The following is a 15,097-nucleotide window of genomic DNA, read 5'->3' as shown; positions in this document are numbered from 1 at the left end:
TCCAGCTTGCGCCCGGGGTGTCTGGTTCTCAAGGGCAAGCTGCAAGCTTGCCCCACGTGTTGCGATGTCCTACTTCTTGATTGCTTCGATCGCTTTGGGCAATTCTTTGTCGATCACGCCCATGCCGCCACGACCGCCGTCCATTCGAGACTCAACGTCCAGCACGGTGTCTTCGGCTTGGGCTTCCCAGAACTTGGTGATCGTTTCTTTGGGGAGCGGTTTGTAGGATCGGAAGATGCGGAATCCGACACCGCGTGACGGATCGCTGGTGTGCCACCAGGGGCTGCGTGGGAAGTTCGGGTCTTCCGACTTCCATTCTTCGTCGTCCGAAGCCATGCGTGCGGCGCTGCGCAGGTCTTCGGCGTCCGATTCCCAGGTTCCGCCGCGAACCACACAGGGCGACGGGACTTCAGGCCATTTGACCAGATCGGTCGCGTTGATGCCCTGCTTGTCGGCGAAGTCAACGTAGCCGTCTTCGGTGTATTGGTTGACGGTCCATTCGCCGACGTTGCCGTGCACGTCGTAGAGGCCGAAGGGGTTGGGTTTCTTCGAGGCGACGGCGACCTGTCCGTCGTCGGCGTTGTCAAAGTACCAGGCGTAGTCATCGATCTCGTCGGCGCTATCGCCCCACGAGTAAGCCGTCGTCGTTCCGCCCCGGGCGGCGTATTCCCATTCGGCTTCGGTCGGCAACCGGTACTGTTGGCCGGACACCAAGCTGAGCCATTTGGTGAACTGTTGCGCCGAATACTGGGTCATCGTGACGGCCGGTTGATCTTCGTCTTCGCCGTATTCGTAGGTAAACGTCGGGTCGTAAAGTTCCGTCGGGGCGGTGATCGCATCGACTTTGTTGTCGTCGTTGACGACCCGAATACCGCTGGATTCAAACTCTTTGAAGATGCCGTACAGGTCCATGTACTCCTGGTACAGGCCCCAGGTGACTTCGGTCTTGGCGACCCACATCGGGTCGACGCTGACCTTGATTTGCGGGCCTTCATCGTCGCGGCGATCCGCTTCGTCTTCGGGGCTGCCGAACATGAATTCGCCGCCGGGGACCGGAATCATTTCGACTTCTTCGTCGGTGCCGGGCACACGAAAGGTGTAGGGAACCATGTAACCTTCGTCGACTTTGACCGACGGGCCTTCGGCGGGTTTTTCCGTCGCGATCCCTGGGGTTGCGTCGTCAGCGGACGCGGGTGATGCGAAGGACACGAGTGCTGCGGAAAGGGACAAGCCGATCACAGCGAGGGCTCTGGGCATATTCACGGTGCTGGGGTCTCGCGGGTGAAAAAGAGGTCGAGGGGAGCAAACGTTGATAGTATAGCGCAGAGATCGAGGATTTTCGATCGTCTGTAGGTGGGATTACGCACCGGAAATGGTGGCCAGCGGCAGAATCAACGCCTGGGGTGTGCCGGGGGGCCCGGTCGAGATCAGGCAAGAAGATTTCGGGGGTAAGAAAATGGTGACTGACTCTATCAATTGGATGGGGCTCATTTTCCTACCTCCAAAATCTTCCTACCTCTCCATTCAGCCACGCTGTCCTGGCAAGTCGGTGGGGAGATAGAGCAGAATGATGAGGGGCGCAAAGGCGGGCGTCCAAGACCCGATCGCCGGCCAGAGCTCTAACGAACATCCAACGGCGGCGGGCGTCGGCCGAGCAGGACGTCAAATTCCAACGGCTGGCCGTCGCGGATGACGCTCAGGTGAATCGCCGTGCCGGCCATCGCGTTTCCGATCAATTGCATCAGATGATCGACGTCACGCACTTTTTGGTCATCCAGCGAAATCACCAAGTCTCCCGATTTCAACCCCGCCCGCGCGGCACCGGAACTTTGGTCGGCCAGTGCAGCGATCATCGCGCCGCGAATACGGTGGTTCTGGCTTTGTAGCTGGTCGTCGGGAACCTCGACCAGTGAAACGCCTAGCCAGCCCCGCTCGATCGATCCTTTCTCACGCAGCTGCAGGTAGATTTTTTTGGCGATACCGCTGGGGATGGCAAAACTGACGCCCTGGTAGGTGTCGCCCACGATGGCGGTGTTGATGCCGATCAACGTGCCCCGCGAATCGACCAGGGGGCCGCCGCTGTTGCCGGGATTGACCGCCACGTCGCTTTGCATGAAATCTTGATAGCGGTCTTTGGCGCGGACCACTCGGTGTTTGCCGCTGAGAATGCCGAAGGTGACGGTGCGATCCAGGCCGAAGGGGCTGCCGATGGCCCAGACCGGAGAGCCGACTCGAATCCGCTCGCTGTCGCCCCACGGGATCGGCATCAAACGATCGGCGTTCACTTTCAGCACGGCCAGGTCGGTCAGTTCGTCGGTGCCGATGATCATCGCATCGACGGTTCGGCCATCGCTGAGTGTGACCGAGATCTGGTCGCTGCCGGCGACCACATGGCGATTGGTCAGGATGTAGCCGTCGGCATCGACCACCACCCCGCTGCCCTGGTCGGAGATCAAGATCGCCGGCGCACCGGGGACATCGTGGTGGGCGACCGCTTCGTGTGCGGTGCGGTGGATGTCGATGTGGACGACGCTGGGTCCGGCCGCCGCGTTGACCATCTGGTAGGCCTGGCTGAGCGTGTCGAGCGAGACGTTTTTCAATCCCTCGCCGGCGACTTCGAATTCGGCCCGCAGCTGTCCGCGATGTTGTGCGTACCGGATCTCTTCGACAATTCCCGGCAGGATGTAACGGGCTGCAGCCAACATCACCAGCACGGTCACCAGCATCACCATGCCGTGTCGCACCGGGTCGCTTCGCCGCGCGTGCTGACGGTGTTTCGTCGCGGTCGAATGCAGGTCCGGTTCGGGGCTGACCACGATGTCCGACACGTCGATGTCGGTGATGTCGGCGCACGATTCCTGGGGGGCACTGCCGAGCGAGACGGGCTGGGATGGAACGGGTGGGGGTGATGTGCCGAAAATGAACCGGTCGGAAAGGGTGTCGTCCGACGCCGTTCCTGCTGCGTCCTCTATGGTCGCGTCGTCATCAGTCGCATCTACGTCGAGATCGAAGTGTGGTCGGGCGGGGCCTGACGTTTTGGGGTGAAAGCGATGGAAGATCACGGTCCGGGGCGGCTCGGGGTCTTCGTTCTCAATCCGATGCGTCATCGGCGTGGCGGCCGGTTCGTCGGCGCTGCAGGTGTCTGCGGAGCAGCGATCGGCGCTGAAGCAGTCAGCATTGGAACCACTTGGCGAGCCACTTTGCGGGGCCGCCTGCGTGTCCTCGACCGACGGCGGGCGTTCTGGTTCGGGCTGGTCCTGCGGTAGCAGGTCGCTGTCGGGGGTTTGCGTCGTTGAAATCTGGATTTCGGCAATCGGGATTTCGTCGGATGGCTTTTCAGCCTGCGGGCCTTCTGGCGGTCGATCCATAATGGAGCTCGGTCCCACACGCAAACGGACGGAAGTTGGAATGGCCCTATTCTAGCGCGACAGGATTACCAATCGGCAAGTTTTTTTGACGAAAACGCGACCAAATCCCTCCCGGCGGGCGGAAAAACCGGTCCGGGTGGCTCGCCTTCGGCCCGGGTTTGCGTGACAATTGGCGGGTGTTTCCCGGCGACGTACGACCGCACCGGGGCCGTCCAAGGGCGGTCCGTGGCCGCGGGGGTGCGACGCAATCAAAACTGACCGCCTCTCTGTCTTTCTCGGATTCGAATCCCTTATGGCTTCTTCAGCGGCACGTGATCTATCGTCGGCTCGCGAGACGATTTACCAGGCAATCTCCGCCATTCGTCTGATCGATCCCCACACCCACATCAACCCTTATTCACCTGCGTCGAGCACGCTGGCGGACATTCTGGGTTACCACTATTACACCGAGCTGGTCCACTCGGCGGGGATGCCGCGACAGGAGATCGAGGAGCCGGGGATTTCGCCTCGCGAGCTGGTCGGCCGCATGGTTCACGGTCTGGGCAACATCACCAACACCGCCAACTACCACTGGTTGATCCAGATCTGTCGCGAGTTTTTTGATTTCACCGACGATGCGATCACACCGGACAATTGGGAGTCGCTGTTCGATACCGCGGAGGAAAAGATGAACGGCGCCGGTTGGGCGCAAACCGTATTGGACAAAAGCAACGTCGAAGCGGTGTTTCTGACGAACGACTTCGACGATGAATTGGAAGGCTTTGATTCGAGCACCTACATCCCCTGTCTGCGCACCGACGACTTGGTGTTTCATCTGGCCAAGCCGGAAGTCCGCCAACGTCTGGAGCGTTGCAGTGGCGTGCCGCTCGATGGAACCTTGTCCTCGCTGCGGGCGGCCCTGGAGCAACGTTTCGAACACTTCGTTTCGCATGGCGCGCGTGCTTGCGCGATTTCCATCCCACCGAGTTTCCAACCCACGATGGTCGGCGACGGTGAAGCCCAAAACGCACTGGACCATGTGCTGCGCCACGACAGTCAGTCCGAAGCGTCGCAACGCGACTCGCTCTCACGACGTGTGTTTTGGACACTCGCGGAGTTGTGTGATCAGTACGGATTGCCATTTGACTTGATGATCGGTGTGAACCGCGGCGTCTATCCGTCGGGGGTCTACCAGGGGCAAGACCTGTATGACAGTCGGGTTTCGTTGATCCAGTATCGCGAGTTGTTCAACGCATTCCCCAAAGTCAAGTTTCCGATCTCGGTGTTGGCCAGCGTGACCAACCAGGAATTGGTCAGTTACAGCTGGATCTTTCCCAACGTGTTGACCAACGGGCATTGGTGGTACAGCAACACACCGTCCTTCATTCATCGCGACGCGGCGGCACGTTTGGAGGCGGTGCCGCGCAACAAGCAGATCGGCTATTACAGCGATGCGTACAAGTTGGAATTCGTGTTGCCCAAGTTTGACATGTACCGACGCATCCTGGCACGCGTGCTGGCCGAAGAGTTTGTCGGCGAGAACGGTTGGAGTGAAGAGAAGGCGATTCAATTGGGGCGTCAGGTGTTGCGCGGGAATGTGGATGAAGTCTTTCAGTCTCCGCTGATCGACGCCGAATCCCTGGATATCGCCAGCGGAACAAGCGGGTCACCGATCGTGGTCGGCTCGTCGGGCGATGATGGTGACAGAGGGTTGGCGGACGAGGATTCTGAATTGTCCGCGTTCCTGGCCGGCGACTCCGACGAAAGTGACGAGCAAGATGGGTTCGCGACAGTCACCGATGATTCCGACCGCACCGTCGGCTCGGATTCCTTTGGATCGGTCGGGCAGTTGGCCGAAACGATCGATTCGGACGACGAGTTGGGTTTCTTGGATCCGATTCCGACGGCCGAAGAAGTCGATTCGGCGGAGGTTCCCGACGTGGTGCTGGAGGATGCGTCGGGCGGTTTTGACGCGACCGCACTGGATGCGGAAATCGATCCCCTGCCGTTGGACGTCGGTGACCTGTTGGGCGGCAACGACGCCAATCCGCCGGGACCCGATACGCCCGGTTCCAGCATTCACATGCTCGCCGGCGACGGTGAATTCACGCCCGATAGCGACACGATGAAGCTGAAACCCGATCCGATGACCGGCGAACTGCATTTTCCCATCGGCGACGATGACGGTGCCGATGACGAGGAGGGCGGTTTCGGAGTCGGTGTGTTTGAGAAGTAGGTGCCCGCTGTTAGCGGTGCGGCGTGAGCCGTTCGGTGCCGGCAAGACCGGAGGGCTTGCGCCCTTCCGCTATGATCAAAGGCGTAGGTCATGCTGTGCATGACGAACCGCGATTCTTCGCGGGCGCGACGGAGTGGCATGCACAGCATGCCCTACGGCTCTCGTGTCGTGCGTCGTTTCCCCGAACTCACTCCGCGGCGATGCGGTTGATGGCGTTGAGCATGGCCAGGATCGTGCTTTCGACGCTGTCGGTGCTGACGCCGGTGCCGCGATACAGTCGGCCTTTGTGTTCGACTTCCAAGTTGACTTCGCCGATCGCGTCGCGGCCGAGCGTGGCGCTGCGGACGCGATAGTCCTTGCAGACCAGTTGCACGCCGGTGATCTGTTCGACGGCCCAGAACGCGGCATCGATCGGCCCGTCACCCTCGGTGACTTCGGCGGACTTTTCTTCGCTTCCGTCACTGAGCGTCAACTTCACTTTGGGTGATTGCTGTTTCGAACAGGTGACTTCGTAGTCGACCAATGACCAGGTTTGGCCGCCGCTGGTGCTGATCTTTTGTTGCACCAAGGCGATGATGTCGCCGTCGTAGATTTCTTTCTTCTTGTCGGCCAACAATTTAAACTGCTCGAAGACCGAGTTGAGTTCCTCGCCGTCGATGTGAAAGCCGAGTGTTTTGGCGCGGTCGGCCAAGGCGGCCCGTCCGCTGTGTTTACCCAGCACCAGATCGGTTTTGGCAAACCCGACTTCTTCGGGCGACATGATTTCATACGTGCTGCGTTCTTTCAGCATGCCGTCTTGGTGGATCCCCGATTCGTGGGCGAAGGCGTTGCGTCCCACGATGGCTTTGTTGCGCTGCACGCTGATTCCGGTCACCTTGCTGACCAGTCGGCTGACAGGGACCAATCGTTGGGAATTGATTCGGGTGGTGCAGTCGTAGAAATCGCCGCGTGTCTTCATCGCCATCACGACTTCTTCTAAGGCCGCGTTGCCGGCGCGTTCGCCGATGCCGTTGATGGTGCACTCGATTTGGCCGGCGCCCGCCGCGACGGCGGCCAAGCTGTTGGCAACCGCCATCCCCAAGTCATCGTGGCAATGGGTGCTGAGCACTGCTTTGTCCATGTTGGGCACACGGTTGCGGAGCATGTCAAAGATCTTGTAGATCTCAGCGGGTGTGACGTAGCCGACCGTGTCAGGCACATTGATGGTCGTCGCACCGGCGTCGATCGCGGCTTCGACCACGCGGCACAGAAAATCGTGTTCGGTGCGGCAGGCGTCCTCGGGCGAGAACTCGATGTCGTCGCACTTGCTGGCAGCCAGTTTGACGCCTTCGACGGCGCGCCGGACGATTTCGTCCGGTGTCATCCGCAACTTGAACTCGCGATGGATCGCGCTGGTCGCCAAGAAGACATGGATGCGAGATTGCTCGGCGTTCTGGACCGCTTCGGCGGCACGCAAGATGTCCTTTTCACTGCAGCGGGCCAAGCCACAGATCGTTGACCCTTTGATCGTTTCGGCGATCTGTTTGACCGCATCGAAGTCACCCGGTGAGGCGATCGGGAAACCCGCTTCGATCACATCCACGCCGAGGTCCGCCAACGCGTGGGCGACCTCCAGCTTCTCCGCCAAATTCATGCTCGCCCCGGGGGACTGTTCGCCGTCGCGAAGCGTGGTGTCAAAGATTCGAATCTGACGCTGGGTTTGGGGGGTAGTGTCTGGCACGGCTTCGCGGGTCGCGATCGGAGAGTCGGGGGTGGCGGATTCCATGACGGTGTCCATGAAAGAAGTTGGGATAGTATGGGAAGCTGGTGGCATTTAAAAAACACGGGGATCCCAAAAACCCGGCACAATTGTCTGACGAACAAAAAAACCCGAGTCCTCGGGGACTCGGGTTTTCGCTGTTTTGTCGTTTGATTCCGCGTGTCAGCGGCATGTCAAGCGAAGCGTGCAAACCTTCATCTCCCGCCCAAATGGCAGTAGCAGTAGGAGTAGAAGGATGAGCAGGCTGATGTTCATACCACTCAAGGTAAATCAGAGGTGCGACGGGCGTCAAGTCATTTTGGTCCGCAAAGTGGACGCCACCGGCAGAGAAAGGTTCGCGGGTTCTTCGATACCTGAGCCCATTTCCGCTCGACCAACGCGGCTTCCACCTTAAATGTGGTCAGAGCACTCGTCGTCTATCGCAGCTCCATTTTCGGGTAGTGGACGAGGCGAGGGGTCCTTGCCAATATGCCGACTACAGAGGACTCGTCGCCTCGTCCACTACCGCCTACCCGAAAACCAAGGTGCAGCGGAATACTAGCTCACACCCTGGACCGCCTGAGTCCTGGCGGTCGACCCGGCGGCGGCCCGCTGGGCATCACGCATTTCGTCGCGAAGCTCTTGCTCGGTCATCATCAGATCGCGTTCATGTTGCCATCGGGCCAGCGAGTAGTCGATACAGGCCAATGCCAGCAGGGTCGCGCCCATCCAACCACAACAGCCGATCAAGGTGTCGAAGATCGTTGTCGCGATCGCGGCGATCGGCAGCTGCGTCACGCCGATCAACGTGGGCAGACTGGATCGCACCACCCCGATCGCGACGGTACTGACGGCGATCAGTTTGAGCAGCGTGATCGCGAATCGCCCCAGCGACCGCGCCGACGTCATCGATTGCAAACGTGCCGCCGGCGAGATCCGATCCAGCGAGGGAGCCAGTTTGGAAGGCGTCATCATCAGCCCGGTTTGCAACAGATTCAGCCCGATCCCGCAGATCATCATCGCGACGAGCAGTGGCAGCAACAGGCTGCCGACGGCCGCAAATGCCTTGACGATCATCCGTTGCGATTCCCACGAACTGAGTGAAAGCTCGCTCGGCCGGCTGAGCGTTTCGGTCAGCGAGGCGGTGAGCGATTGGGCCAGCCCCGGACCGAACCAGGCCAGCAATCCGGTGGTCGCCAACAACAGGCCCGCGGACACCACATCGCCGCTGCGCGGTGCCCTGCCCTGCTCTTTCGCTTGCTTGCGACGGCGCGGTGTCGGTGGATGGATCTTGTCGGACATCAATTCAATCCCAGCCGAGCGATCGCGTTGGAGAGTTCGGTTTCAAACACCAACCCGGCCGATCCGATCGTCAACGCCATCAGCAGCAGGGCGGCCATCACGTTGATGTTCAATCCGATCGCAAGCACGTTCAACTGCGGAACGGTCCGACTGACGAGCGCCACGACCAGATTGGTCAGCAAGACACAGGCGACGACCGGCGCGGCCACACGCAGTCCGGATTCAATCCCGATCGCGAGATGGTCGATCACCAGAGCGGACAGGGTTTGGTCGATCGAGACCGACATCGGCGGGAATCGGTGGAAACTGGTCAGCAAGGCATCGATCAACAACCGATGACCGCCGGCGGCAAACAGGATGGCGGTGACCAGCAATCCCAGAAGCCGGGAGAGTTGCGGGACCGATTCACCGCTGGATGGATCGGCGGTCTGGGCCAGTTGCATTCCCGTGGCGTTGGAAATCAGTTCGCCGGCCAAGGCGATGCCCGAGACCAGCAATTGAACGACGCCGCCGATGACCATCCCGAAAATGATCTCGCGGCCGGCGGCAAAAACAATCTCCACACCGGAAAGCCGAATGCCGTCAGCGGGCACCGCGGCACCGACACCGGGAACCAGAACCAATGTGATCGCGAGCACCAGCAGGATTCGGATTCGCGCCGGCAAGCCGCTGGCCAACGTCGGCAACGCGATGACGAGTCCGCCGAGTCGGGCCGCAACCATCGCGAAGATCATCAGCTGGTGCAGCAGCCACTGACCGGTCACGACGCCCAACGCGTCATCCATTCCTGGTAACAACATTCCCGTGGTCACCCAGCGTTCTCCTTAATCTGCATCCTGCAAGAAACGGTGTGGGAGTCTCTCTCGATGGCCGCTCGTCCGGCGTGTCTGGTTGTCATCAAAGCATTAGAACGGGCCGACGAACATGGTTTGTGTGAATTCGATCATCCGCGAGAACATCCACGGCATGCAGGCCAACAGCACCAGGCTGGAGACGATCAATTTGGGCACAAAGGAAATCGATTGGTCTTGGATCTGAAACAGGGTTTGCAACAGACCCGTGACGATACCGACCACCGCACCGATCACCAGCACGGGCGCGGCCAACAGCGCGGCCAGCATCAGGGCTTGGCGGCACAGATCAATCGCTTGGCTTGAATCGAGCGTCATTTAACCCACCGGTCCAAAACTGGCTAACAACATGCCGACGACCAAATGCCAGCCGTTGACCAGCACGAACAACAACAGTTTTAGCGGCAACGAAATCATCGCCGGTGGCAGCATGAACATACCCATCGACATCGTGACGCTGGCGACGACGATGTCGACCACCAGGAACGGCAGGTAAATGCTGAAGCCCATCAAAAATGCAATCTTCAGTTCGCTGATCACAAACGCCGGCAGCAGCACGCGGATCGGAATGTCGGCGAACGAACTGGGGGTCGGCCCGTCGGGGACCGCGTGGCGGTAAAACAGGACCACATCGGCGTGATTCTTTGCCGCCGCAATTTGCCTGCTCATGAACTGGCGAACCGGCAACGCTCCGGCTTCATAGGCCTCCGCCAGCGTCATCTCGGTCTCAGGATCGCTGTACGGTTTGATCGCTTCGTCATAGACCCGCGTCCAAACCGGGGTCATCACCAGCAGCGTCATGAACAAGGAAATGCTGGTCAGCACTTGAGTCGGCGGCAGGGCTTGCAGCCCGATCGCTTGCCGCAGCAACGACAGCACGACGATGATCCGGATGTAGCAGGTCGTCATCAGCAGGATCGCCGGAGCGAGCGAGATGACCGACAGCAGCAGCATCGTTTGGATGCTGCCACCGACCTTGTCGGGGCTGGCCCACGATTCCGGGCCACCGGCGATGGTTTCGATCGCCTCGGCCGAAAGCGAGATGGTGGGGCGTGAAACAAGCTGTGGAACTGAATCGTTCGGCGGAACCGCCCTGCCCTGCTCCGCGATGATGCTGCCCTGCTCCGCGACGACACTGCCCTGCTCCGCGACAGCGATCCCTGGTCCGGCCAGGGCCAGCAGCATCAGGGGCAGCGAAAGTCGAAGGAGGCGGTTGAGAATCATAGCCGGGTCGCGGGGGATCAGCGAACGCGGCGACCGCATCGGCCGCCAGCGACCGGGACTTTAGGAAAAACAGGCCTGAAATGGAAAGATTAGTTTTCGCCGGTTCGCCGTCCCCGCCGGGAGGTCATGCCAGCACGTGGCGTGAGCCAGTGGCGCGTGGGGGTGGTGAATTGATCACGCGCCGGCCAACAGCCCGGCGAAGTACGCGTCGTAGCCCGCCAGCGCGCTTCCGGGGATCAACACCGCGGTCGCGTCGGGGAAGGTCACGCGGCAATCGCTGCGGACATATCCGGGGACTTTTTCGATCGTCGCTTGCTGCAGGGCGCATCGGGACAGGATGGTCAGACTGGCGGTCGCCCGGTCGGCATCGCCCTGGAGCCGAAAACAAATCAGCGACGAACCGATTCGGGCCAGCGCAACCGGTTGGTCATCGGCCGACAGCGTTGCATCGCTGAACACACAACGCACCCCTTGCTCCGAGCCGGTTCGGCCGAGCAGATAATGCAGCGCCGTGGCAATCTCCGGTGACAGACTCGCCGGGTTGGTTTGACCGAGCAGTTGGGCGGCGTCGCGTTGGCGGTATTGCTTGATCAGCTCATCAGCGTCGGCACGCATGAAGTAGGCGGTCACACGAATGGCTTCCTCGCCGGACCAAGACACCAATTCGACCGCAGTGTCGCTTGCCCGAGGCCCCGCAACGAGAAGCTCGGGTGGTTTGCGACCGTTGGCGGCCAAGTGGATCAGATCGGTCAGGAAGCGTTTGCAAATTTCGCCGTCCGGATCCAGGCTAGGTGGGTGGTACAAGAACGGCGGCTCGGCTTGGATTTCTCGGACCAGGCGGGCGCGGGACGACGAATCGATTGCGTTGAAGGTTTGCGTCATTTTAAGCCGGCCGATCGCCGGTTCGGGGTCGTCCCCGAAGTGTTGGAGGGCAAACGAAGCGAGCGCGCAGATCGCCCGTTCGGTTTGTTCTTCGGGTGACACGTCGACTTGGCCGACACGGAATTGAATCTCCAGGCGGTCCGCCGCCGAGGTTTGCCAGGCGTCGATCGTGGCTTTTTGAGGACGATTTTTTTTGTCGTCCAGAACGTAGGTCAGCAAGAACGCTTCCAAACGCTCGGCCACGATCTTGCGATCCGATGCCGGCAGGGATTGGGCGGGTTGGTAGTCGGACGGTCGCGAGGTGGAACCGTCGGCCAGATGGCGCAGCAGTGAAACCCGACCGTACTCATCGCGCAGGTTCAGCGCCGACAATTGTTTCATCGCCGCCACGCGGGCGGAGTCGGAGATCGCCAGTTCGCTGGCCAGATGAACCAATTCGACGCCGTAAATCCAATGGACGTCTCGGTAGCGGACCATCGGGCTGTAGATCGACGCGACTTCGATGGCAACGATTTCAACGAGCTGGCGGATCAGCCCGACGGCTTGTTGATCCAGTACGTGGGTGCCCAATTTGGATGCGCCGTAGGTTGTCGCTTTGCTGGCTGCCCACCACGCGACCAGGGTCAGCGGGTTGGTGCTGCTGACAATCCGGCCGGCGAACAGCACGTTGGAGGCGACATCGATGTACGGTCGGGCCGACTTGTAGAGGCCGAAGGTTTTGACTGCCCGCATGACCACGTTGTAGATCGACTGGAAATCATAGCTGGCCAATCCGCCCGGCAGACTTTCCACCGCGACCAACAGTCTCAACGAAGCCCGTCCGACGGCCCGTGAGACGGCGTCGACATTGGTTTTCAGCAGCGGTGCTGTCTCGCCGGGGCGGTAGATCGCCACGACGTCGGAAACCAGGGCGACCAGATCCGTGCGGACTTTTTCATTGTCAAAAACTTTGCGGTCGCCGATTTCTTTGCGGTAGGCGTCTTGTTTAATGCTGTCAAACAGCTCTCGCGTTTTGGCTTCGACCAATTCCAGCAACTCGCGATCGTGCCGTGCCATCGGGTCATCGACGGAGATTTCCGGCGTCTCGGTCGGCGGCGGCCGGCGGGTCGGGTCGGTGTTCTTGAAGTCGATCGCATCGGGGAATTGCATCCACTGCTGCAACGACAGCGCGCGTGCGTTGAGTTCCTGTTCCTGCGCGGCCAGCGATTCCGCCTTTTCCTTGAGCCACTCTTGCAGTTCCGACTGGGGCGTCGTTTGGCCCGTCCCCCCCTGCCCTGCCCCGTCGTCCCGATTGGGCCGGCCGGACGCGTATTTCGTTTTCAAACGAACGGCATCCACCAGTGCCGCCGCCAGTGGCAGCAAACCGAGCGCCCCGAGGCCGATGTTGGGGATCGGTGCCCCGGAGAGGGCGACGGCCATCAACACGATCGCGACGATCACGCCCGAGGCGAGCGAATAGAGCGGTAGCCGTTTCAGGGTGTCGCCGCGCACGGGTGGGTCAGATCGCAAAGAGTAGGAAAGAAGCAGTCGAAGGGAGATTCCGTCGCAAAACGACAGGCTCATGATACAGCGCCGTCGGCCGACCGCGCGGCGGAGCGATTTGGTCAATGTTGTCGAAACCTTGGCCTGGGATGGATGCGGAGATCACGCCGTTCCCTTAAAGTAGGCTTTCGGGAGGGCTGTGCCCCGCAAGGTGCTGCCGGGCGACTGCCAGGAGGCGTCCGGAGACAGATCTGATTAGAATCTGTCCATGGTCTGGAACTTGGCGGATCCAGCTCCACCACCGAACGTCCTTTTTTTACTCGTGTCGTTTCGTTTGCCTGTTGCGCACTGCTTTGCAGCACGCGCAAAAGAGTCCGCCATGCAAAAACAAACTTCCGGATCCGTGTCTCAGATGCAGTCACTTGGTCCGATTCCGTCCCTGCCGAATTATCAGACGGATGGTTTCTTCGACGAGTTAGTCGACAAAAACAATCTCGCTCGTCCGGATGCTGAAGAGTTAGTCTCGCTGTTCAACCGCTTTCCGCCGCAGGAACTGTCGCGTCGCCAGCATGCGATCGAGCAGGCCCTGTTCCGGATGGGGATCACGTTCACGGTCTACAGTGACAAGTCGGGCACCGAAAAGATCATGCCCTTTGACGTGGTGCCGCGGATCGTCTCGGCGATCTTGTGGAAGCACATCGACGCCGGTTTGCGTCAACGGATCCGTGCGCTGAATCGGTTCCTCTGTGACGTCTACAACGAACGGGCGATCATCAAGGAGGGGATCATTCCGGCGGAGTTGGTCGACACGGCCCCGGCGTATCTCGAGGAATGTCGCGGACTGAAACCCTTCAACGACGTCTGGTGTCACATCACGGGCACGGATTTGGTCCGTGACAATACGGGGACCGTTTACGTTCTGGAAGACAATTTGCGATGTCCGTCCGGGGTGTCGTATGTGTTGCAGAACCGTCACGTGATGAAACGGAACTTTCCGCAGGTGTTCGGCGCGTCGCGGGTTCGCCCGGTCACCGATTACACGTCGCGACTGTTTCAGCTGTTGCGCGATGTCGCGCCGCCGCATGTTTCCGATCCGACCGTCGTCGTGTTGACACCCGGTGTTTTCAACAGCGCCTACTACGAGCACTCGTTCTTGGCCCAGCGGATGGGGGTTCAATTGGTCGAGGGCCGCGACTTGGTCGTCGAAGGCGACTTCGTCTACATGAAAACGACACGCGGGCTGCAGCGTGTGGACGTGATCTACCGGCGGGTCGATGACACGTTTTTGGATCCCAAGACGTTTCGCAAAGACAGCGTGCTGGGGGTCGAGGGATTGATGGACGTGTACCGCGCGGGCAACGTCTGCTTGGCCAATGCCCCCGGGACGGGCATTGCCGACGACAAGGTGATCTATGCGTTCGTCCCGGACATGATTAAGTATTATTTGGATGAAGAGCCGATCTTGCCGAACGTTCCGACCTACGTTTGCCAAAAGGAAGAGGATCGGAAGTACGTGTTGTCGCACATGGACGAATTGGTGATCAAGGCGGCCGGGGAATCGGGCGGTTATGGCATTCTGATCGGTCCGCACGCGAAACCGGAAGAACGCGAGGAGTTCGCCGAGAAGATCAAAGCGGATCCGCGGAACTGGATCGCCCAACCGACGCTGGAACTGTCGCGCGCCCCGACGGTGATCGACGATCACTTGGAAGGCCGTCACGTCGATTTGCGACCCTACATTCTGTGCAGCCGACCGGATGACGTTTGGGTGTTGCCGGGCGGTTTGACCCGCGTGGCGCTGCGCAAGGGATCGTTGGTCGTCAATTCCTCACAGGGCGGCGGCAGCAAGGATACCTGGGTGGTCGCCGAACAGGGACAGGCGGTCGCCAGTGCGCACGACGACGAAACCGACCCGGTCGATCACTGACCCGAACCGCAAATCGCGGATGTGAGTCGCTCGACCGCCCCAGGCGAGATGCGACGTAGACGAATGACCGATTGAAAACGAACCGGCTACCATTTAACTGAGCCTTTT

The 15,097-nt window shown here is 60.3% G+C and carries 10 protein-coding genes; 2 read left to right on the top strand and 8 right to left on the bottom strand.

Annotated features, from left to right (window positions below; genetic code table 11):
• Window positions 1–69: 69 nt before the first annotated feature.
• Window positions 70–1,257 (bottom strand): formylglycine-generating enzyme family protein, encoded by a 1,188-nt coding sequence (locus TBK1r_RS33120; RefSeq protein ID WP_145223259.1) that lies wholly within the window; start codon window positions 1,255–1,257, stop codon window positions 70–72.
• A 362-nt stretch (window positions 1,258–1,619) separates the two neighbouring features.
• Complete coding sequence (locus TBK1r_RS33115; protein ID WP_419580637.1) at window positions 1,620–3,368, bottom strand: S1C family serine protease; 1,749 nt, start codon at window positions 3,366–3,368, stop codon at window positions 1,620–1,622.
• A gap of 292 nt (window positions 3,369–3,660) precedes the next feature.
• Here TBK1r_RS33115 and TBK1r_RS33110 point away from each other — a divergent pair, with 292 nt between their 5' ends.
• Complete coding sequence (locus TBK1r_RS33110) at window positions 3,661–5,583, top strand: glucuronate isomerase (RefSeq protein ID WP_145219859.1); 1,923 nt, start codon at window positions 3,661–3,663, stop codon at window positions 5,581–5,583.
• A gap of 187 nt (window positions 5,584–5,770) precedes the next feature.
• Here TBK1r_RS33110 and TBK1r_RS33105 read toward each other — a convergent pair whose 3' ends face one another.
• The 6 genes from TBK1r_RS33105 to TBK1r_RS33080 form a co-directional block, all read right to left on the bottom strand.
• Entirely contained in the window at window positions 5,771–7,348 is a 1,578-nt protein-coding gene (locus tag TBK1r_RS33105; protein ID WP_145219857.1) for a 2-isopropylmalate synthase, read from the bottom strand.
• A gap of 531 nt (window positions 7,349–7,879) precedes the next feature.
• On the bottom strand, window positions 7,880–8,623 hold the full coding sequence (locus TBK1r_RS33100) for an EscU/YscU/HrcU family type III secretion system export apparatus switch protein (RefSeq protein ID WP_145219855.1): 744 nt from the start codon (window positions 8,621–8,623) through the stop codon (window positions 7,880–7,882).
• On the bottom strand, window positions 8,623–9,435 hold the full coding sequence (locus TBK1r_RS33095; protein ID WP_145219853.1) for a flagellar biosynthetic protein FliR: 813 nt from the start codon (window positions 9,433–9,435) through the stop codon (window positions 8,623–8,625). The genes TBK1r_RS33100 and TBK1r_RS33095 overlap by 1 nt, the downstream gene beginning before the upstream one ends.
• A 93-nt stretch (window positions 9,436–9,528) precedes the next feature.
• Complete coding sequence (locus tag TBK1r_RS33090) at window positions 9,529–9,792, bottom strand: flagellar biosynthetic protein FliQ (RefSeq protein ID WP_095742551.1); 264 nt, start codon at window positions 9,790–9,792, stop codon at window positions 9,529–9,531.
• The gene (gene fliP / locus TBK1r_RS33085) at window positions 9,793–10,698 is read right to left on the bottom strand and encodes a flagellar type III secretion system pore protein FliP (protein WP_419580636.1); all 906 of its coding nucleotides are present in this window, start codon (window positions 10,696–10,698) and stop codon (window positions 9,793–9,795) included.
• Between the two features lie 174 nt (window positions 10,699–10,872).
• Entirely contained in the window at window positions 10,873–13,071 is a 2,199-nt protein-coding gene (locus TBK1r_RS33080; RefSeq protein WP_419580635.1) for a hypothetical protein, read from the bottom strand.
• Between the two features lie 370 nt (window positions 13,072–13,441).
• Here TBK1r_RS33080 and TBK1r_RS33075 point away from each other — a divergent pair, with 370 nt between their 5' ends.
• On the top strand, window positions 13,442–14,989 hold the full coding sequence (locus TBK1r_RS33075; RefSeq protein WP_145219847.1) for a circularly permuted type 2 ATP-grasp protein: 1,548 nt from the start codon (window positions 13,442–13,444) through the stop codon (window positions 14,987–14,989).
• Window positions 14,990–15,097: the final 108 nt, after the last annotated feature.

The sequence above is a fragment of the Stieleria magnilauensis genome, assembly GCA_007753675.1.
GTDB classification, from domain to species: Bacteria; Planctomycetota; Planctomycetia; order Pirellulales; family Pirellulaceae; genus Stieleria; species Stieleria magnilauensis.
The sequence above is the reverse complement of the archived record's forward strand: the minus strand, read 5'-3'. Positions and strand labels throughout refer to the sequence as shown.